This is a genomic window from Bradyrhizobium sp. USDA 4503, from assembly GCF_054055815.1.
Genome location: NZ_JBSRXS010000001.1, coordinates 1208044 through 1227756, shown reverse-complemented (window position 1 = coordinate 1227756; position 19713 = coordinate 1208044). Strand labels below are relative to the sequence as shown.

Below are 19713 nucleotides of genomic sequence, written 5' to 3'. Positions count from 1 at the left end.
GAGGTTGGCATCAATGCCGGCATGGATGGAACTGCTGCTTAACGTGATGGGCTTTGCCGGCTTCATCGGCATCGCGATGTATCACAAGCATCCGAATGGGAAGCTGCCCGACTGAGCGTCGGCGGCGCGTCTCGGCTTGCCGCTCCCCCGGCTTGCCGTCTTCAGTTTGCCTTCCGGGCCTCTCCCGCGGTCCGGACCAGCCGGTCCGACTTCACCAGCACTTTGCCGCTCTCCGGCTGCGGCCGCAGCCAGAAGCTGATCACGACAAAAGCCGAGCAGAACAGCAGCCCCACCACCATCACGCGCCGGTGGGTCGGTCGATCAGCACTGTGGAACGATGGCATCATGGCTGTCACCCGCAGCCATCCCAATCGCAATCGCAGGTGGAGACAACACGATGCTGCTCTTAACCTAACCAGGTAGGGTTAGCGGTGGCCGGATAGTGCCTCGTCCGGGAAGTTCCGATCAGCCGTCGCAGCGGTGATTAACAGCGATATCCCCTGCTTGTCCGCAGCAAATTCACAGTGCCAGCGGGTCCAATTATCCAACGAAATACGGATCTTGCTGCGCGCTCGTCCACAGCCTCACGCCGCGTGCGCGCATTCAGGCATTGGCGAGCCATTTCAGGGTGGCCCGGAAACCCAGGCTGCGGGTTCCAACCAGCACGGTTCCGAACACCTCAGCCTCGTCGCCGCTGAATGTGCCGGAGAACCCGCTCGTCACTTCCTGTCCGGCGAACAGCGGACGGGTGAACGGATCCGCGAAGGGCGAATGCTGGTTGGTGCTGAGATGTCCCTTCCAGGTGCCCTCGCCGGCCGTATAGGCCCCGATTGACCAGAAATATGGCCCGCCGCCGATCAAGAGACCGTCGCGCAGGATCAGGATGCCGCTGTCGCGGCCCCTCACGCCGTCGGTCATGTGGATGTGGATCGAATAGAGCCCGTTCTTCATCGATCGCGCCGCCCGGTCCTGGCGGCCCGCAGTATGGCTCCAATCCGGCCGGCGTGCGAGCAGGCCGATACCGCCCGGCCCTCCGAATCGGCGCAAAAAGGCAGCTCCCCGGGCGCTTACAAATCGTTAAGAAACCCCTGACAAGGTTCGATCCTCCGGAGGGAGAGAGCCATGCTCGTATACCCCGTACCTGTCGAAGTGACGCAAGCCAGAGTGCAGCTCGTCGTCGACCAGACGGCGAAGGAGCAGCCGCGCATCATCAATGAGGATGTGCTGGATGTCTTCGCCGCGAAGAACCAGGCCGACCGTGAAGCGGTCGAGACCATCCTCGACATCAAGGTGTGAGAGCGGCAGTAGCCGACAGGAACCTCTCGACTGCGCACGGGTCATCCTGGTGACGCCAGGAGGCACCAATGTGCAAGCTGATCGCGGTCACCGTCTTCACCCTGATATGCGGCGGGGCCTTTGCCCAGGATATTGGTCCAGCGCCGCAGAGCGGCATGGAACGGCCTGAAAACACCAACGGAGCCACTCAGAGCGGCGCGATGGACACCACGGGGATGGATGTGAAGCGGGCCAACAAATCCGAGATGAAGAACACGGCAAAGGGCGCGGCAAAAAGGGACGACGCAAAAAAGTAGGTTCCCACGACGGAACGTCCGGGAAGCTGCGACCTTAAAAAACGACCTTGAAAAAAAGACGCGACCATCAAAAAAAGGAAGGAACGAGTCTCTCGTTCCGCCGTTATTTTGGCGAGCGGTACAACGAGGGAGAAATCCACCGGAAATATCAGCTCAACAAGCCCCGTCAGCTTACTTCGGTAACTGGCGGGGTTTTGTTTTGTGGAGGCGCCCATGTACGCCCTGTTCCGCGGCAAGACTCAGCTCGGAAGATCGTTCGCGACGGAGAAGGAAGTTTGGGAGGCGGCGCTGATCGACGGTCTTGTCGAGGATGTTCCGGTCGCAGACGAACTGGGTGGCCAGATCCTGCCTGCCGGACATCGCGTCGAGCGGGTCGATGAATACGAGCCGCAGCCCGATTGGAAACCCGGACGTTCCTGACGCCGGTCACCCAATTGGAGGAACCAGCCGGCCGAAACGACATGCACATCGCGCGTGGTGCCGACAGCTCAACGCCCTGTCGGCTTTGGAAGGCCCCGCGAATTCCCCTCTCGGGGTCTTTCCTTTGAACCTTTCGCTCGCCGCGAAGACATAAAGGGCGCTGGGGGATTTCAGGGCCCAGCATCCGGCGCAGCGCTGTGGGACGAACATACTCCGTCTACGCGGCGCTGTTGCATTTTACAAATTCAACCTTAAGTTTGGTGTCCAACAGTTGACGGCTCACGCCCTGAGAGATCCCCAGTCCGTCAGCTGGGAAAGCCCCGCATCCAGCCTGCGGGGCTTTCTATTTTCCGGACCCAGGAACCTTCCGCGCGCAGCGACATTGTCTGCCCGGTTGCCGGCACGATCTCCCCAAGGCCGGTCGGCATAGACCTCGCGAGCCCACTCGCGGGGTTTTGCGCTTTAGAGGCCGTCCAACCTCGCGCGTCCTTGATTGGCCGTGATCGGCAATCGGTGCGATAGAGGCCGCGCCTCCAAGGCTCGACCACAAGCCCCGTCCCAGAAATTTCGCTGGGCGGGGCTTTCTTGCATCCGCTGCTGCGCAAGCGTGTCGCGGCACGTCCCGTCCATATCCGGCCGCGTGATCGCGCGGCGCAACCGGAGCCAACGCTCGCGAAGGCGTGAGCATGCAAAGGCGAAATGCGATCGGCAAAACTCGCGCTAACCCCTGCCCCGCGTCGCGTTTTGCTGCTATTCCTTGCCCCGTCTCGCCCGAGCCCAAACAAAATCTCTGAATCTGCAGGAGGATAAGAAAATGCGCTATCTGCACACCATGCTGCGCGTCCGCAATCTTGATGTCGCGATGAAATTCTATCAGGACGCGCTGGGGCTGAAGGAAGTGCGCCGCATCGACAATGAGAAGGGCCGCTTCACGCTGGTGTTTCTCTGTGCGGAGGAAGACCTCCATCTGCTCAAGTCCCTGCCGCAGACCCGCGGCGCCCCGCTGGTCGAGCTGACCTACAATTGGGATGAGGAGAAGTATGGCGAGGACCGCCATTTCGGCCATCTCGCCTACGAGGTCGACGACATCTACGCGACCTGCGAGAAGCTGATGAAGATGGGCGTCACCATCAATCGTCCGCCGCGCGACGGCAACATGGCGTTCGTGCGTTCGCCCGACCTGCACTCGATCGAGATCCTGCAAAAGGGCGAGCCGAAAGCCCCGGCCGAGCCGTGGGCATCGATGCCGAACACCGGCCATTGGTAAACACCGCGCCCGCACCTACGTTCCTGTCGGCGTTTCGCCCTTGCTGAAGCGCCGAGCGATCGCGAGGAACGCGACACGATCGTTGACGTTGCTCCCTCACAAGCATGCGAGGAGGCAACGATGGGAAGAGGAATTTTGCTTTGGCTGTTGGGTGTGCCGATCCCGGTGATCATCGTGTTGTGGTTGTTGTTCGGTCACTGACGGCGTCTTGATGCATCGCTATCAACAAGGCTCTGCCGCTATGCGGCGGAGCCTTTTTTTGCTCTCGGTACAATTCACCCCGCGCTTTTCCCCGACGCTTCAGCTATGAACGCGCGCAAAGCACAACAGCGGGAAGAAACGCGTAATGGACAGTAAGCCGCAACTGACGATCTGGGGTCGGGCCAACTCGGTCAACGTGCAGAAGGTGCTCTGGTGTCTCGCCGAGCTCGACCTCCCCTATCAGCGCATCGATGCCGGCATGCAGTTCGGCAAGAACGATCAGCCCGACTATCTCGCGATGAATCCGAATGGCCGCGTCCCGACGCTGGTCGACGGCGACTATGTGCTGTGGGAATCCAATTCGGTGATGCGCTATCTCTGCATGGCCTATGGTCATGGCGCGCCGCTCTATCCGCAAGCGCCGAAGGCGCGCGCCGCCGTCGACCGCTGGCTCGACTGGACGCTGTCGACGCTGCAGCCGGTCGACCGGCCGGTGTTCTGGGGGCTGGTGCGCACGCCGCCGGAGAAGCGCGATATGGTCCAGATCCAGAAGGACGCCGATGCCGAGGGCGTGGTGTGGCGCGTCGTCGAGGCGCAGCTTGCAAGGCGCCGCTTCATCGAGGGCGATCAGTTCACGATCGCCGACATCGCGCTCGGCGCCTTTGCGCGGCGCTGGCTCGGCGTCGAGGGCGTCACCAAGCCGAAGCTGCCCCATCTCGAACGCTGGTTCGGTGAGATCGCGGGGCGGCCGGCCTTCGTGCGCTTCATCGCGCCGCCGATGTCGTGAGCGCGGGCGGCAAGCCGCTCAACGCCCGCCGCTGGACATCCCGCCACCGACGCTGACGGCACCACCGAGCTTCACGCAGGTGTCGGAGCCTTCCACCTTGACGAAGCCGGGTCCGTACGATGCGCATGGATTACTCCGCGTCGCGGATTTCGACGGCAAGGTTTTGCCGGCGTCAGCGGGCGTCTGGAAATTGCGGCGGTCGCCCTGCTGGGCGAACGCGGCGGCGGGAAGCAGGACGGCGATGATGGCAATGCAGATCTTGCGCATCCGGCCTTTTATCCCACGCCGCCGGACGAGGCTAGCTCATGGTGCGATCAGGAAGGGTCGCAGCATGAGCTAGCTCTTTTCTTGAGCATGATCTGTTCGGAAAACCGGATCCACTTTTCCGGATCATGCTCTACCGCACGAACTTGACGCCGAACGTCCTGCCTTCGCGCCACACCACTTCGCAGGCGCGCCCGGTGCGGGCGTCGCGCGAGAACGCCAGCCGCAGCTTTGCCGGCAGCGTGTTGTTATCCTGGACCGTGATCTTGGCGCCCGACGAGGACATGTCCTCGACCACGCAGGGCCGCGCGGCGAATCCGCCGTCGAGCGTGATCCAGCCGGATTGCCGCAGCGATTTGCGCGTTTCGCGCTTCCTGGTCCCTGGAGCCATCACATCATTCCCGGGGCCAAGCCGTATCGCCGCTAACTTACCAAAGGGTTGCGAAACAGCTGCGGATTGCAGCGATCCGCCGACCCGTGCACAACGGCCGAGACGGCGCGGCGAGAGCGTCCGTCCGAGCACAATGCGTTGAGTTGGCTGGATTTCCAGTCTGGCAGTAATGGCGCTCCCTAGCGGAATCGAACCGCTCTCTCCACCGTGAAAGGGTGGCGTCCTAACCGATAGACGAAGGGAGCAAAACTCCCGGCAAATCAATACGTTAGACGTGAGATGCGCCGGACCGGCCACAGCCCTCAAGCCGCGACGGGCGAACGTATAGTGGCGATTGGCCGGGCGGGCAAGCGTTCAGAACGCTTTTCCCGGGTTGCCGCTGGGATCACCGGAAGGACATCACCTGCAGGACAATCCGGCCTCGATCGAGGTCCAGAAGCCGCAATGCGTCGGCACATGCGCATGCGCCCGCGAGCCCCCGACGTGAATCAGGATTGCGGCGGCAAGCGCGACGACGACGACGGGAACAATGACTCTTCGGATCGACATGGGCCTGCGCATCGACCGATATCGTGGCCTAACTAAGGCCTGCGAGCCGGCTCGATGCCCGGCAACAGCGCTCAGCGCCAGCCGCTAGTGATTGCTGGCGACGTCCTGACGATTATTCGGCTGCGCCGCCACAGGCGTCCGCTTGATGCAGGTGCTGCAGATCACGAGCTTGCGCGCCAGCCGGTCGTCGGCATCCGCTTCCGACAGTTGCGCAGGCGATGTCTCCGCCACCGCGGGCGACGCATTCCGCGCATGACGCCGCGGCTGCGGAAGATTGGGGTCCTGTCCGGCACCGTCCCAGGCCAGCGGACCTGTCCCCGGCGGGGGCGTGGTCATGCTGTATTGCTGCGAGACCTGCGTGCAGGCGCCGACAGCGATCGGAAGAAACAGCACAGCGGCCTTGCGAGCCCAGTTCCGGAATGCAGACATGATCACACTCTCACGCTATTCGTACTGCGACCTAAGAGCAGAACCGCTAAGAAATCGTTTGCCCTGATTGTTCCGTCGCATCCAACCGCGTCGGCATCAAGACGGGATTGAGGCGCCAAGGCGCACATCAAGACGTAAAATCAAGACGGCAATCCGGAGTCCAATCATGCCAGGCATCAACGGTCGCTTCGACGGCAAGCGCGTGCTCGCCGATCTCAACGCGCTGCGCGCGATCGGCGCCTACAAGACCGGCGTGCACAAGCCGACATTCTCGGAACCGCATCTGCGCTCGCTCGACTGGCTCGCGACGCGTTTGCCGGACGCCAATCTCACCGCAACGATCGACGGCATCGGCAATGTGCTCGGCTCCAGCGCGAAGGCGGGGCCAAAACTGCTCGCCGGCTCGCACCTGGAGAGCCAGAACCATGCGGGCTGGCTCGATGGGCCGCTCGGCGTGATCTACGCGCTCGAGGCGGCGCGCGTCATCAATACCGACCCGGACGCGAACGGCGCGGTCGAGGTCGCCGCGTGGTGCGACGAGGAAGGACATTTCGGCAGTTTCCTCGGCAGCCGGTCGTTTGTCAGCGCGGTGACCGAAGCCGACATCGACGCAGCCCGCGACCGCTCCAGCGATCGCACCATGCGCGATGCATTGCGCGACGCAGGCTTCGCCGGCCGCCCGCGCCTTAATGCCGAGGCCGGCCGCCATATCGGCTATCTCGAAGCGCATATCGAGCAAGGCGACACGCTGGAGAGTAGCGGACTCAAGATCGGCGTCGTCACCTCGATCGTCGGCATCTGGCAGTACCGCATCACGTTCACCGGCGAGCAGAACCACGCCGGCACCACGCGGATGGCGGTGCGCAAGGACGCCGGCCTCGGGCTGGCGCGGTTCTGCGTCGCGATCGACGACAGCTTCCCTGCCCTGTCGGGACCGCGCACGGTGTGGACGACCGGCCGCATCACGCTGGACCCAGGCGCACCGAGCATCATTCCAGGCGGCGCCGAGATGCTATTCCAGATTCGCGACGACAATCCCGAAGTGATCGGCCGCCTCGAACAACAGCTGCATCGCCTGGCGGCCGAGGCCACCGCTCAGGGCCGTTGCGGTGTGACGGTTGAGCGCATCCGCACCGGGGTGCCCGCGATGATGACGCCTGCATTCCAGGATGCGATCGAAGCCGCGAGCGCAGCCTGCGCCGGCGGCAAATCGATCCGCATGCCGAGCGGCGCCGGCCATGACGCCCAGGTCCTCGCCACCATCATGCCGGCGGCGATGCTGTTCGTGCCGTCGATCGGCGGCATCAGCCATCACTGGAGCGAGAACACCGACGACGCCGATATCGTCACGGGTGCCGAGGTCTTTGTCGAAACCTGCCGGCGCCTGCTCGCAGGTTAGATCGCCTTCAGGTCGGACCGCCCCGGTTGCCCGACTTCAGCGAAGCCAACGCGTGCGAGTCCTGCACGGTGCTTCTCCTCGCGGTGAAGAAAACGTACAGCAAGCAGATGTCGATCAGGATCGTGCCGGCCATGACGCTGTAGGCCCACGGGCTTTCCATCAGCTTCACTTCGATCAATACGCGCGACAGGCCGAATCCCACGACCCACGCATCAAAGCTCATGCAGATCCGGCGAAACGTCTCGGCGTCCAGCCGCCGGATCAGCCAGGCACCGAGCGGTATGCCGAGGACAACGCAGGGAACGAGCACAAACAGGATGCTCCGGCTCTCGTCGATGAACAGACCGAGCTTGTAATACGCGATTGCAGTCAGGCTGGACTCCGTCACCCGAACCAGTGCGAGACCGGCCCGAAACTCATCTTTGACGAGGCCCTGATTGTTGAAGAGGATCGCCAGCGGCGGGCCCGAAATGGTCGTGACCGAGTACAAGATCCCGAGCATCGTTCCGAAAGGCAAACCGACCAGCCATTTCGACTGGATCGGCCTCCGCCAACCGGCCGCCTGCAGCAGAATGAGCGGCAGAATGATCGAGTAGGTGGCGAACTTGGTCCAGCCGGGCTGAAGCGACGTCAGCGCAAAGGCTCCGACCGCGATGCCGGGCAGCATGCCGATGAGAATAGGCAGCACGCGCCGCCACACGGCCGGAACGCCGCTCAGATTGATGCACAGGACATACAGATTGACGAAGACTTCGACGATGACCACCGCGGGATTGAGGACGCGGTTGGTGTAGAAGACGAGTGCGACTGGCACCGTGAGCGAGGAAAACCCGTAACCAAGCGCGCCATTTACAAACGCCGCAAACAGCGCAATCACGGCAAGAACGATCACAGCAAAATCAATCGAAAGCATCTCTGGCTTTTACCGGATCAGTCGCCTTGCCCACGGCATTATAGCCCAACGACGGGGACGCGGTGCCGAAGCTGATCGGACCCACAGGCCGCGATCCCGGAATCGTCGGTGCTCCTGCGCCTGGAACGCCATGGACCTGGCGCTTGGCAGGAACCTGTCCGGGAGCCGCCCTCGGCCCTTAGCTGATCAAGGTCCGCAACGGCACTTTCCAACCCGCTTTCGTAAGGCACCGTGGCATATTGGTCACGAGAACGGCATCAGACCGATTTGCAATCCGCTGAACTTGCTGCCATTTCTTCGGCACGCATCGCTTTGGTGCCATTAAAGGGGCCCGTCCGGCTCATGTTGTTGCTTGAGTCGCTTCCAACCGTCATCGGCGCCGCCGCCATTGCCCCCGCATTGCTGGTGTTGTGGCTGGTCATCGCCGCTGACGAGCGCCCCGGACCGCCGGTTCAGGTGTGGCTCGCCTTCGTGCTCGGCGCGGCCAGCATCTCCCTGCTCGGCTTGGCGCGAATTCCGTTCAATGCGCTGCTTGCCATTCCCGACAATCCCTGGGCGACGCAGGCGGTGCGTGCAGCTTTCGGAGTCGCGGCACCGGAGGAGATCGTCAAGGTGCTCGTCATCGTCGTCATCTCGACGCGGCGCCGCGCCTTCGCCGATCCGATGGATACGGTGGTCTATGGCGCGGCCGCCGGACTTGGATTTGCCGCCTATGAGAACCTCGCCTATCTGGTCCAGCACAAGGACATGTGGCGCGCGCTCGCGGCATTGCGCAGCGTGCTCACGGTGCCGTTCCACGGCGCGCTCGGCATCATCGCCGGCGCCTATCTTGCGATCGCGCGCTCCGGTGGCGCGCTCGGCGCTTACCGGGGTCACCGCGACTGGGCGCGCATGACGAATTGGGCGCTGGTGCTGGTCGCGCCGGTCGCGCTGCACGCGGCGTTCGATTTTCCGCTGCTCGCGCTCCAGCGCATCCCCGATCTCGGCTCGACCACGCGGCTGCTGCTCGGCTCGGCCAGCGTGCTGATCGGCTTCTCCTCGATCGGCTTTGCAATCCGCCTGGTGCGACGCCTCGGCAAGCATCATGCGCCGCGCACCGACGTTGCGCGCGAGCGGCTCAGCCAGCTGCGGCGGATGTGGGCGCTGCTGCTGATCGGTGGCGGCGCCGGCTTTGCCGGCGTCTCCTTCCTGCTCACCTCGCTGCATCATTGGTACGTCAATCCTGAGCGCAATGCGTCGTTCATCCTGGTCCCGATCGGCTTCACCTCGATCCTGATCGGACTGGCGCTGCTCATCGCGACCACCGCCGTCTACTTCCTCGGCCGCAACCGGATGCGGACCGCCTCGGAGGGCTTTCCGTCCGCTCCCGGTCAAAGCTAGCGCCCCGGCCGGCACCGCTCCCCTTGCAAAACAACCTCGGCGGGTTCAGGGAGAGGCACAGACCAGGCGCGAGAGGACGATGGGGCACAACTACAAGAATTATCGGCCGGATATCGACGGCCTGCGGGCCGTTGCCGTCTCGTTGGTCGTGCTCGGCCACGCGTTTCCGCAATATGTTCCCGGGGGTTTCGTCGGGGTCGACATCTTCTTCGTCATTTCCGGCTACCTGATCACCGGGATCATCTATGGCGACATTCAGAACGGGAGCTTCAGCCTTGCGACGTTCTATGCGCGTCGCATTCGCAGGATTTTTCCTGCCCTGATCGTCGTCTTGATCGCCGCCTTCATCGCCGGATGGCAACTTCTGATGCCGAGCGAGTTGGTGGCCCTTGGAAAGGAGATTGCGGCAGGCGCGGGTTTCTCGGCAAACCTGCTGTTCTATTCGGAGGGTGGCTATTTCGATGCGGCCGCGCAAACGAAGCCGCTGCTCCATCTCTGGTCGCTCGGCATCGAGGAACAGTTCTATCTTGTCTGGCCTTTGCTGCTGTGGGCGCTGATGCGATGGCGGATCGCCGCCGCCGCTCCCCTTGCCCTGATCTTCATCGCATCCCTTGTCGCAAATATCCTGGTCGTTCGAACCAACCCTGAAGCCGCATTCTACCAGCCGTTCACGCGGGCGTGGGAGCTCGCGGCCGGAGCATTGGTGGCCGTCTGCCTGCCCAACGGATTCTCCGCGGCGCGCGACCTTCTCGGATGGTTCGCGCTCGCGGTGATCGCCTCGGTAACCGCGTTCTATTCGCCCTCCATGACCTACCCCGGGATCGCAGCGGTGGCGCCGGTCGCCGCTGCCGCCGCCCTCATCATGTCAGGTCGCAATCGATTTCTCTCGACCCGTACCGCGGTCGCGATCGGGCTGATCAGCTATCCGCTCTACCTCTGGCATTGGCCGATCCTGGTTTTTGCGGCGAGCTTCAAAGGTCGTCCCCTGACTTTGGCCGAGAACGGGCTGGCCGTTGGGGCCAGCTTCATTCTGGCCTGGGCAACCTATCGCTACGTCGAGCGCCCAATCAGGTTCGGGCAGTGGCGGGTGGCGCCGGTCCTTGCGGCATCGATGGTGGCCGTTGCATCGGGGGGAGCATTGGCGATCGTCGACGGCTTTGCCTTTCGGCTTCCGGCGATCGTTCGCGAAGCCGGCGCCATGACCGTATCCAGGGACTTCCTGAGATACGGCGAATGTCATATCTCCGCTTCCGCCGATCCCGCGTTTGATCCGAGTTGCGTTGACGCCAGCAAGCGCCCGCTTGTTTTCGTATGGGGCGATTCGACCGCCGGCATGCTTGCCGCCGGGCTGCGGCAAGTCCAGGGCGATCAATTCGGGTTAGCCCAGTTCACCGTCAATTCCTGCCCGCCACTCTTCACCGCGCAGGCCGAGACCATTCCGTTTTGTGTTCAAACCAATCGCCACATCGTTGCTGCGGTTGCCCGCTCGCACCCCGATGTCGTGCTTCTGCACCTGGCGTGGAGCAAAGAACCCACCGCCGACGATCTCCGCCCGACGATTGTCGCCCTCAGACAGGCCGGCGCCGCCCGTGTCATCCTGGTCGGCCCTGTCCCCGTCTGGACCGACACGGTGCCCCATCTGACGGTGCAATATTTCCTGCGCCATCATACATTGATCCCGGAACGCAGCCACGATGTGCGATCGACCAAGCAGACCGACGACAGGATTGGGCAGATCGCCGCCGATCTCGGGATCGAATATCTGTCGCCCTATGACGAGCTCTGCAACGCGGACGGATGTCTGACGAGGGTCGGGACCAGCGCAAACGACCTGGTATCGGCCGACTTCCTGCATCTGTCGCCGCGCGCCTCGCGATATCTGGCGGCCAGGCTTGTGCCAAGGATTCTGGCTGTCGAAAACCGCCATGCAGAAAGATGAGCGCACAGCTATTGCCGCCGCAACTGACGGGCTGACCATTTATAACCGGTTAGGATAGACTGCACACGCGCAGATCCGGAGAGCCGCGATGACCCTGTCCAACGACCTCGACAAGCTGCGATCGGAAATGCAGGCCGCGGTGAAGGCGCACTGGAAGGCGTTCCTGTTCGAAGGCATCCTGCTGGTGATCCTCGGCATCGCCGCGATGATCGTGCCGACCTTCGCAAGCCTCGCCGTCACCATCTTCCTCGGCTGGATGTTCCTGATCTCAGGGATCGGCGGGCTGATCGTGACGTTCTGGGCGCGCAACATGCCGGGCTTCTGGTGGTCGCTGATTTCGGCCGCGCTCGCCGTGCTGGCCGGCATGGTGCTGCTCGCCCGTCCGATGCAGGGTGTGCTGACGCTGACCATCGTGGTCGGCGCCTATTTCGTCGCCGAGGGCGTCGCCACCGTCATGTACGCGCTGGAGCACCGCCGCGAATTGTCGGGACGCTGGTCCTGGCTGCTGATCGCCGGCCTGATGGACATCGTGATCGCCTTCTTCATCATCGCGGGCTTGCCGGAATCCGCGGGATGGGCGATCGGCCTCCTCGTCGGCCTCAATCTGATGTTCGGCGGGGCGACCCTGATCGGCATGGCGTTGGCGGCGCGCAACACCTGACGCCGAACCGCGGGGGGCTTGCATTTGGGGGGTGACAGCCCCAAATCCCTGCGCTATAGAGCCGCCCAATGATCACCGTCGCCACCAGCTATTTTTGGTACTTTAGCTACGACAGCTCGCTGGCGGCAGGAGGATCGCGCTCAATCTGAAGAATTGCAGCAAACGTCCAAAACAAGCCGCCAGACCTGGCGGCTTTTTTGTGTGCCGGCAGGTCCCGAAATCCAAAGGAGCCAGCCGTGTTGAGTACGACAGACGATCTTCGCATCAAGGAATTGAAAGAGCTCAGTACGCCCGAGGAGGTGATGCGGGAGGTCCCGCGCACCCTGACGGCGACCCGGGTGGTGATGGGCGCCCGCAACGCCGTCCACGCGATCCTGAACGGCACCGATGACCGCCTGCTGGTCGTCGTCGGCCCCTGCTCCATCCACGATCCCGCGGCGGCCGTCGATTACGCCGAGCGCCTCGCCAGCCTGCGCGAACAGCTCGCCGACCGCCTCGAGATCGTGATGCGGGTCTATTTCGAGAAGCCGCGCACCACCGTCGGCTGGAAGGGGCTGATCAACGATCCCGATCTCGACGGCAGCTTCGACATCAACAAGGGCCTGCGGCTCGCCCGCAACGTGCTGTCGGCGGTGAACAATCTCGGCCTGCCGGCCGGCACCGAATTCCTCGACATGACGACGCCGCAATACATCGCCGATCTGGTTTCCTGGGCCGCGATCGGCGCGCGCACCACCGAGAGCCAGATCCATCGCGAGCTGGCTTCCGGCCTGTCCTGCCCCGTCGGCTTCAAGAACAGCACCGACGGCGGCGTGCGGATCGCGGCGGACGCGGTGAAGTCGGCCTCGCACCCGCATCACTTCATGGCGGTCACCAAGGGCGGCCGTTCAGCGATCGCCGCGACCAGCGGCAACGAAGACTGCCACGTCATCCTGCGTGGCGGCCGGGCGCCGAACTATGATGCCGCGAGCGTCGATGCTGCCGCCGCCGAGCTCGGCCGCGCCGGTGTCGCGGCGCGGCTGATGATCGACACCAGCCACGCCAACAGCAGCAAGAAGCCGGAGAACCAGCCAGCGGTTGCCTCCGACATCGCGCGCCAGGTCGCAGGCGGCGAACAGCGCATCATCGGCGTGATGATCGAGAGCAATCTTGTCGCGGGACGCCAGGACGTCGTGCCAGGCAAGGCGCTGACCTACGGCCAGAGCATCACGGATGGCTGCATAGACCTCGGGACGACGGCTGACGTGTTGAAGCAGCTGGCCGATGCCGTCGACGCAAGGCGCAGCGTGCGGCGTGACGGCCTGCAGGAGCGTTCGGCCTGACGCGGCCGAACGGATTGAGCGTTGCCGGCGGGGCGAATATCGCGCCTCGCCGGTCAGCTGCGTGGGTTAGCAACCGCGGCAGATGCTCTTGATCTTCCTGTCGAGCGCCGCGTCTTCCTTGTTGGCCTGACTGTTCGGATCGCTGATATTCTTCTCGCTGCCAACGTCGCCGCGGCGCGGCTGACGATGTCCGATCGGCGCCTCCGGGACCGTCCCGCCCTTCTGCATGGAGGACGATCCGCCCTGTTGCTGCGCCCAGGCTTGGGAGATGCCAAGCTGGGGCGCTCCGGCCGCAACCATCATCAGAGCCATCAACAAAACTGTCTTCCGCATCTCGCGTCTCCGCTTCTCAACCCTATCGCGCCCGTTCCGGCACCTCGACGGTAGCACAGTTGCGTCGCCCCTGCGCTGCGCAATCCTGTACCTTCCGTATATCGGCCATCGTGCCAAGGAGCCAGATTCCCGCGGCGACCAGCACCACAAAGAAGCCGAACATCACAGCATTTTCGATGCTGCGGTTGCCCTCATCCTCGGGCGGCTCCTGCCGTCCGTCCCCGGCCCCGCTCATCGCCGCCTCAGGATTGCGGCGGGTAAAGATGAACGTCACCACAATAATCGACGATACGGTAGCGCCGTTCCATCGGATCTTCACGTTCGCGGGAAGCCGGCTGCGACAAATAGCTCGGGCCGATCGGCGCCTTGCCGTGGCCGCCGGGGATGTCGAGCACATAATCCGGCTGACAAAGTCCGGACACACGCCCGCGCAACGCCCGCATCAGTTCCTGCCCGGCTTCGATCGTGGTGCGCAAATGCGCTGTGCCGGGCGCAAGGTCGCCGTGATGCAGATAATAGGGCTTGATCCGGCACTCGACGAAGCCGCGCATCAGCGCCTCGAGCGTCGCAGCATCATCATTGACGCCGCGCAGCAGGACGGACTGGCTTACCAAGGGAATGCCGGCGTCTGCAAGGCGCGCGCACGCTGCGCGGGCATTGTTGCTCAGCTCACGCGGATGGTTGGCATGGATCGCAATCCAGGTCGTCGCGCCTTCGACCCGCAGTGCCGCGATCATCTCGGGATTGATACGGCCCGGATCGGCGATCGGAACACGGGTGTGGAGGCGAACGATCTTCACATGAGTGATGTCGGCGAGATCGGCCATGATCTCGGTCAGCCTGCGCGGCGACAGCATCAAGGGATCGCCGCCGGTCAGGATGACTTCCCAGATCTCCGGATGGCTGCGGATGTAATCCAGCGCCGCACGGTAGGCGTCATCGGACAAGGCCGAGGCCTTTCCCGGCCCGACCATTTCGCGCCGGAAACAGAACCGGCAATACACCGCGCAGACATGGACGAGCTTGAACAACACCCGATCGGGATAGCGATGCACGATTCCGGCGACCGGCGAATGCGCATCGTCGCCGATCGGATCGGCGTTCTCGCCCGGCTGCTCGACGAGTTCGTCGGCGCTCGGGATGAACTGCCGCGCGATCGGGTCGGCGGGATCGGCCGGATCAATCAGCGCGGCGAGCTCCGGCGTCACCGCGACCGCGTAGCGCGCAGCAACCCGCTCGAGCCCGGCCAGTGCTGCGACCGGCGCGAGCCCGGCATCGACCAGCTCGCGCGGCTGTCGCAGCGTCGCCGCCAGTTTTGCATCGATCCTGTTCATGTCTCTCCCGCAGGCGGCGTCCAGACCACCTGATCAATTCGTGGCGCGCCGCTCGCCAACATCACCAGCCGGTCGAAGCCGAGCGCGACGCCGCTGGCCTCCGGCATCTGGCCGACCGCGGCAAGGAAATCGTCATCGAGCGGATAGCGCTCGCCATAACGGCGGGCCTTCTCATCCATCGCTGCGGTGAAACGATGGCGCTGCTCGGCCGCGTCGGTCAGCTCGCCGAAGCCGTTGGCGAGCTCGACGCCGCAGGCATAGACCTCGAAACGCTCGGCGACGCGCTGATCGCCGGCCTTGGTGCGCGCCAGCGCGGCCTCTGGCGACGGATATTCGAACAGCACCGTCAGACGGCCCTGTCCCAGATGAGGCTCGATATGATCGACCAGCACCTTGCTGAAGATATCGGACCAGGTGTCGTCATCTGCAACCCGCACCCGCGCTGCTGCAGCCGCCGCCAGCGCTTCGCGGTCGCCTTCGCCGCCTGAGATCGTCGCCAGGAGATCGATGCCGGCGAAGCGCTCGAAACCTGCCGCGACCGTCATCAGCTCCGGATCCGCAAACGGATCGGCCGTCCTGCCGCGGAATGAAAACCGGCCGATCCCGGTCGCCTGCGCCGCATGGGCGATCACCACGATCGTGTCGGCCATGATGGCGTCATAGCCGGCATTGGCGCGGTACCATTCCAGCATGGTGAATTCGGGCAGATGCAGGTCGCCGCGCTCGCGGTCGCGGAACACCCGCGCGAACTCGTAGATCTTCGGCTCGCCGGCCGCGAGCAGCTTCTTGCAGGCGAACTCCGGCGAGGTGCGCAGATAGCGCGGCGCATGTGAGCCATCGGCCTGCCTGAGCTCGGTGCGGGGAGCGTGCAGATGGGTCTCGTTGCCCGGCGAGATCTGCAGGATCGCGGTCTCGACCTCGGCAAATCGCTGCTCCTCGAACCAGGCGCGCAGCGCTCGCGTGATCGCCGTCCGCGCCTGCAGGAACGGCCTGCGGTCGGCATAGCGCTGCGGCATCCACCAGGGCGACGGCCGGTCATGAGCTGTCATCGCCAGAGCATCCTCACGGATTCAACATCAACGAGCCGCCATCCGCACTCAAGAGTCCCGCGCAACCGATTGATTCCACACAAATTCATAAGCCTACACAGCCCGAGCCTCCGCGGAACGCAGCGAGGCTGATCCCTTCTTGTCGAAAGACGCGCACCTTGTCCATGCGCGCGCGTGGCTGAACCTGAACCACGGCTCGCGCGTCCCATCCGCAGTTTCGCTGAAACGGATGAGCCCATGGCCGAAAAATAGGGCCGATCGGGACGGCCGGGACGGTTGGCAACCTTGCGAATTCGGCCGCAAAAGACTGGCATCTCAGGGACAAATCAGTATGTTGCAGCCCGAAATCGCCGCCATGGCCGAGGGGCTGCCGATCCGGTTGGCGCCCTTAGGCTCTCAAATTCAGGAAAACACCTTTGAAAGTCATCGCCAGTTCCATCCGCAAGGGCAACGTCATCGAGCAGGACGGCAAGCTCTATGTGGTCCTGTCCGCCGAGAACATCCATCCCGGCAAGGGCACCCCGGTCAGCCAGATCGAAATGCGCCGCATCGGCGACGGCGTGAAGGTTTCGGAGCGCTACAAGACCACCGACCAGGTCGAGAAGGCCACCGTCGAGGACCACAACTACAACTACCTCTATGAAGATGGCGACGGCTTCCACTTCATGAACAACGACAACTACGACCAGGTCCAGGTCTCCAAGGAGATCGTCGGCTCGTCCGCGCCGTATCTGCAGGAGAACATGACCGTGAAGCTCTCGATGCACGAGGGCAACCCGGTCGCGATCCAGCTGCCGCAGCGCGTGACGCTGGAAGTGGTCGAGACCGAGCCTGTGACCAAGGGCCAGACCGCCTCCTCGTCCTACAAGCCGGCCATGCTGTCCAACGGCCTGCGCACCGGCGTGCCGCCGCACATCACCACGGGCACGCGCATCGTGGTCATGACCGAAGACGGTTCCTACGTCGAACGCGCCAAGGACTGAGCGCTTGAGGCGCGGTGGGATTTGAAATGAATCGTCACCGCGCCTCAACTTGTTGGTTAAGCATCAACTTTAGCGAAAACCGCTACACACTTTTCCGGAACTTGCTTTAGTCTTACGGGCGATCAGACATGAGCCCGGGGTGTGCAGTGAACAGGAAGGTGGTCAGCTTCGTCAGTTGCTGGCTGGCAGCCCTGCTCTCGCCTCTTCCCGGCGCCCATGCCGACGAATTCCGAACGCCATCGATCTCGGCCATGCGGGTCGAATGGCGCGCCGTGCTCGACCAGCTGCGGCAGGAGATCGGCAGCCGCCCGGCCATCGCCGCCGGCTTCACTTTCGCAGGCCAGCGCCGCGTGCCCGCCACCGATCCGCGGGCGACGCCTGCGCTGGTGCAGTTGAACGCGGTGACAGCGCCGCTGTTTCCCGGCATTGCGCAGAGCCCGATCCCGGTGCTGCTGCCGCTCGACCCCGCAAGCTATCTCGACGCGCGGCAAAACGGTGCGCTGGACAGCCTGTCGATCGCGCGCTACCAGGCCGACTTCCGCGCGGTCGATTTCTTCCATGCCGGTGCATCGGGCTACGATGCCGTGTTCTCGCTCGACCCCGGCGCCGGCGACGGCCTGCCGCCGCGGACATTTGCAAAGCCGGTCGAGGTGCAGATTTCCGGCTCGATCCTGGTTTACGACCTCGCCGACCGGCTCGGCGGCAAGGGCGAGCCGGTCAAGACGCTGGCCGCGCAGTTTCCGGACCTGCGCCGCTTCATTCGCGAGGGCTATGTCCGCTACGCCTTCACCCGCTTCGGAATTCCCTATGTCGTCTCGATCCAGTGCCTCGACAGCGCGCCGCGGCCGAAGCGGCTGGCCTGCCGCGAGGCCTATCCGGTCGCCGAGCGGTTTCTGAGGGCCCTGCGCATTGTCGGCGGCCAGCCGTCACGGCCACGCAGCGACGTCGCCTCCGACATCGCCGAGCGGCCGGCCGCGCAATCCGCCGACTTCACCTACCACCCGAGCGGCGACATCGTCGCGGGCAGCGGCGGCCGCAGGCAACAAGGCGGCCACGCCGACTTCACCGTCTATTCGCAGATCCGCTTTCCGCTCGAGAAGGCGCCGGCCTTCGCCCACTCGCAATCCTTCGCCAAGCGCAAGCCCGGCGCGGCCATCGACACGTATCCCTGGCAAGACAATTTCTGCGAGGCGCGCAGCTTCGAGGTCGGCCAATGCGCCAGCGGCTACGGCCATCAGGGCCAGGACATCCGCCCCGGCGCATGTCCTGTCGACAGCAAAGATGGCTGCGACCCCAAGCAGCAGGCGGTCGTTGCGGTGCGCGACAGTATCGTGATCCGCTCGGCGCAGCAGCAGGCCGCGACGTTGCAGGTCAACACCCGCACCGAGCATGTCCGCTTCCGCTACATGCACATGAACCCGTCAGTGATGGATGCAGACGGCCTGCTCAACGGACGCCGCGTCAGCGAGGGCGAGAAGATCGGCGTGGTCTCGAACTATCTCGACCATCCCAACGGCACATCGCGGCATCTGCATTTCGACGTCCAGCTGTTTACGCGCGACGGCTGGCTGTGGGTCAATCCCTACACCACGCTGGTGTCGGCCTATGAGCGGCTGATCCGTGGCCGCGGCCGCGAGATCGGACCGGAGCCCGGGCTTGCAGCCGCCGTGGCCCATGCCCTGCCCGACGACGTCGTGCATCGCATCGACACCCAGGAAGGCGGCGGCAATTAGAGTGTTGTCGAGCGAAGGGGACACCGGTTCGGGGCGCACTGCCAAAATATCGAAAACAACCCCATGCAAAGTAGCCGGCGGCTGCCGTCGTTCGACACGACAACTTGACACGTCGGGCAAATCAGCGGCATTATTCCATTATTCCGAAATTGTGCAAACGCCCACCGCAGGTTCCATTCGGAATCGCATCGATGCGCGCCATGTCGCGGCGACAATTGCCAGCTTGAATGATCATGATGGAAGCAGCAATCCGCGGGAACCTGTCCCGCTTTGACCGTCGGACGCAAGTCTCTATCAGATGCCCATTCAGGCTGGACCACAACCAAGCATGCTCTCGACCTTCCGCTGGTTCTTTCTTTCGGTGAAAGGCCGCATCAGCCGGCAGGAATTCGGCCTGGGATTTTTCGGTCTCGTGCTGGTCGACATGCTCATCATTCGCATCGGCGTAAGGCTCGACCACGGTCCGCGGTATTATGACAGCAGCCCGCCCGCCGACGACCTGTCCGTCCTGCGCTTGCTGCTCATGTTGTCGTTGTGGCCGTTCGCCGCGATCCTGGTGAAGCGGCTGCACGACCTCAACGTCTCGGGCTGGTGGGCGCTGACGATCCTCGCCGTTCCCCACCTCGCCGCCGCGCTGCACGTCAAATACTGGGTCCCCTATCTGGCGCTCGTCGCAACGCTGAGCGTGCTGCCGGGATCGAAGGGTGACAACCGGTTCGGCCGCGACCCGCTGGCGCGCGCCGGCATCTAGCGCCCTCCGCCGTGGT

24 protein-coding genes and 1 tRNA gene are annotated in these 19713 nt (G+C 63.9%); 13 read left to right on the top strand and 12 right to left on the bottom strand.

What is annotated here, in order from left to right; genetic code table 11:
• Positions 1-161 precede the first annotated feature (161 nt).
• Positions 162-347 carry a hypothetical protein gene (locus tag ACVMIH_RS05880; protein WP_057018561.1) on the bottom strand — a complete coding sequence of 62 codons (186 nt, stop codon included), beginning with the start codon at positions 345-347 and terminating at the stop codon, positions 162-164.
• A 256-nt stretch (positions 348-603) separates the two neighbouring features.
• Positions 604-1047, bottom strand: coding sequence for a GrlR family regulatory protein (locus ACVMIH_RS05875; RefSeq protein ID WP_229189475.1), 444 nt, complete (start codon positions 1045-1047; stop codon positions 604-606).
• A 75-nt stretch (positions 1048-1122) separates the two neighbouring features.
• Here ACVMIH_RS05875 and ACVMIH_RS05870 point away from each other — a divergent pair, with 75 nt between their 5' ends.
• From ACVMIH_RS05870 to ACVMIH_RS05850, 5 genes are all read left to right on the top strand, one after another.
• Positions 1123-1296, top strand: a complete 174-nt coding sequence (locus ACVMIH_RS05870; RefSeq protein ID WP_018271496.1) for a hypothetical protein — start codon at positions 1123-1125, stop codon at positions 1294-1296.
• A gap of 68 nt (positions 1297-1364) precedes the next feature.
• The gene (locus ACVMIH_RS05865; protein ID WP_076828658.1) at positions 1365-1592 is read left to right on the top strand and encodes a hypothetical protein; all 228 of its coding nucleotides are present in this window, start codon (positions 1365-1367) and stop codon (positions 1590-1592) included.
• A 213-nt stretch (positions 1593-1805) separates the two neighbouring features.
• On the top strand, positions 1806-2012 hold the full coding sequence (locus tag ACVMIH_RS05860; RefSeq protein ID WP_456784893.1) for a hypothetical protein: 207 nt from the start codon (positions 1806-1808) through the stop codon (positions 2010-2012).
• 814 nt (positions 2013-2826) lie between these two features.
• Entirely contained in the window at positions 2827-3279 is a 453-nt protein-coding gene (locus ACVMIH_RS05855) for a VOC family protein (protein ID WP_016844600.1), read from the top strand.
• Positions 3280-3625: 346 nt separating this feature from the next.
• Positions 3626-4267 carry a glutathione S-transferase family protein gene (locus ACVMIH_RS05850; RefSeq protein WP_168858948.1) on the top strand — a complete coding sequence of 214 codons (642 nt, stop codon included), beginning with the start codon at positions 3626-3628 and terminating at the stop codon, positions 4265-4267.
• 18 nt (positions 4268-4285) lie between these two features.
• Here the strand turns inward: ACVMIH_RS05850 and ACVMIH_RS05845 are convergent, their stop codons facing one another.
• From ACVMIH_RS05845 to ACVMIH_RS05825, 5 genes are all read right to left on the bottom strand, one after another.
• Entirely contained in the window at positions 4286-4534 is a 249-nt protein-coding gene (locus ACVMIH_RS05845; RefSeq protein WP_456856179.1) for a hypothetical protein, read from the bottom strand.
• Between the two features lie 130 nt (positions 4535-4664).
• Positions 4665-4922, bottom strand: a complete 258-nt coding sequence (locus tag ACVMIH_RS05840) for a PilZ domain-containing protein (RefSeq protein WP_018271493.1) — start codon at positions 4920-4922, stop codon at positions 4665-4667.
• Positions 4923-5092: 170 nt separating this feature from the next.
• Positions 5093-5167: transfer RNA gene (locus ACVMIH_RS05835), tRNA-Glu, on the bottom strand.
• A 154-nt stretch (positions 5168-5321) separates the two neighbouring features.
• On the bottom strand, positions 5322-5471 hold the full coding sequence (locus ACVMIH_RS05830) for a hypothetical protein (RefSeq protein WP_438071396.1): 150 nt from the start codon (positions 5469-5471) through the stop codon (positions 5322-5324).
• Positions 5472-5555: 84 nt separating this feature from the next.
• Positions 5556-5900, bottom strand: a complete 345-nt coding sequence (locus tag ACVMIH_RS05825; RefSeq protein ID WP_456856181.1) for a hypothetical protein — start codon at positions 5898-5900, stop codon at positions 5556-5558.
• Between the two features lie 166 nt (positions 5901-6066).
• Between ACVMIH_RS05825 and ACVMIH_RS05820 the strand changes: the two genes are divergently transcribed.
• Positions 6067-7299: a hydantoinase/carbamoylase family amidase gene (locus tag ACVMIH_RS05820; RefSeq protein WP_456856182.1), complete on the top strand. Its 1233-nt coding sequence runs from the start codon at positions 6067-6069 to the stop codon at positions 7297-7299.
• Between the two features lie 7 nt (positions 7300-7306).
• On the opposite strand, the gene ACVMIH_RS05815 is transcribed toward ACVMIH_RS05820, so the two are convergent.
• Positions 7307-8212: a sulfite exporter TauE/SafE family protein gene (locus tag ACVMIH_RS05815; protein ID WP_057018569.1), complete on the bottom strand. Its 906-nt coding sequence runs from the start codon at positions 8210-8212 to the stop codon at positions 7307-7309.
• Positions 8213-8554: 342 nt separating this feature from the next.
• Between ACVMIH_RS05815 and ACVMIH_RS05810 the strand changes: the two genes are divergently transcribed.
• From ACVMIH_RS05810 to ACVMIH_RS05795, 4 genes are all read left to right on the top strand, one after another.
• Complete coding sequence (locus ACVMIH_RS05810) at positions 8555-9592, top strand: PrsW family glutamic-type intramembrane protease (protein WP_028342108.1); 1038 nt, start codon at positions 8555-8557, stop codon at positions 9590-9592.
• 79 nt (positions 9593-9671) lie between these two features.
• On the top strand, positions 9672-11531 hold the full coding sequence (locus ACVMIH_RS05805) for an acyltransferase family protein (protein ID WP_456860970.1): 1860 nt from the start codon (positions 9672-9674) through the stop codon (positions 11529-11531).
• A gap of 88 nt (positions 11532-11619) precedes the next feature.
• Positions 11620-12192 (top strand): HdeD family acid-resistance protein, encoded by a 573-nt coding sequence (locus ACVMIH_RS05800; protein ID WP_092083436.1) that lies wholly within the window; start codon positions 11620-11622, stop codon positions 12190-12192.
• 236 nt (positions 12193-12428) lie between these two features.
• Positions 12429-13514, top strand: a complete 1086-nt coding sequence (locus ACVMIH_RS05795; protein ID WP_057018573.1) for a 3-deoxy-7-phosphoheptulonate synthase — start codon at positions 12429-12431, stop codon at positions 13512-13514.
• A gap of 66 nt (positions 13515-13580) precedes the next feature.
• Here ACVMIH_RS05795 and ACVMIH_RS05790 read toward each other — a convergent pair whose 3' ends face one another.
• The 4 genes from ACVMIH_RS05790 to epmA are packed head-to-tail and all read right to left on the bottom strand — an operon-like array spanning position 13581 to position 16230.
• On the bottom strand, positions 13581-13826 hold the full coding sequence (locus ACVMIH_RS05790) for a hypothetical protein (RefSeq protein WP_225644401.1): 246 nt from the start codon (positions 13824-13826) through the stop codon (positions 13581-13583).
• Between the two features lie 43 nt (positions 13827-13869).
• A complete protein-coding gene (locus ACVMIH_RS05785) occupies positions 13870-14121 on the bottom strand; it encodes a hypothetical protein (RefSeq protein WP_225644190.1) in 252 nt (83 codons plus the stop codon).
• On the bottom strand, positions 14090-15181 hold the full coding sequence (locus ACVMIH_RS05780; RefSeq protein ID WP_456856188.1) for a lysine-2,3-aminomutase-like protein: 1092 nt from the start codon (positions 15179-15181) through the stop codon (positions 14090-14092). Before ACVMIH_RS05780 ends, ACVMIH_RS05785 begins: the two co-directional genes overlap by 32 nt.
• Positions 15178-16230, bottom strand: a complete 1053-nt coding sequence (gene epmA / locus ACVMIH_RS05775) for an EF-P lysine aminoacylase EpmA (protein WP_456856190.1) — start codon at positions 16228-16230, stop codon at positions 15178-15180. Before epmA ends, ACVMIH_RS05780 begins: the two co-directional genes overlap by 4 nt.
• Positions 16231-16646: 416 nt before the next feature.
• On the opposite strand from epmA, the gene efp reads away from it, so the two are divergent.
• The 3 genes from efp to ACVMIH_RS05760 all read left to right on the top strand — a co-directional run bounded on the left by efp (position 16647) and on the right by ACVMIH_RS05760 (position 19697).
• The gene (gene efp, locus ACVMIH_RS05770; RefSeq protein ID WP_016844580.1) at positions 16647-17213 is read left to right on the top strand and encodes an elongation factor P; all 567 of its coding nucleotides are present in this window, start codon (positions 16647-16649) and stop codon (positions 17211-17213) included.
• A gap of 128 nt (positions 17214-17341) precedes the next feature.
• Positions 17342-18946 (top strand): M23 family peptidase, encoded by a 1605-nt coding sequence (locus ACVMIH_RS05765; RefSeq protein ID WP_456856192.1) that lies wholly within the window; start codon positions 17342-17344, stop codon positions 18944-18946.
• Positions 18947-19274: 328 nt separating this feature from the next.
• Positions 19275-19697: a DUF805 domain-containing protein gene (locus tag ACVMIH_RS05760; RefSeq protein ID WP_159109549.1), complete on the top strand. Its 423-nt coding sequence runs from the start codon at positions 19275-19277 to the stop codon at positions 19695-19697.
• Positions 19698-19713: the final 16 nt, after the last annotated feature.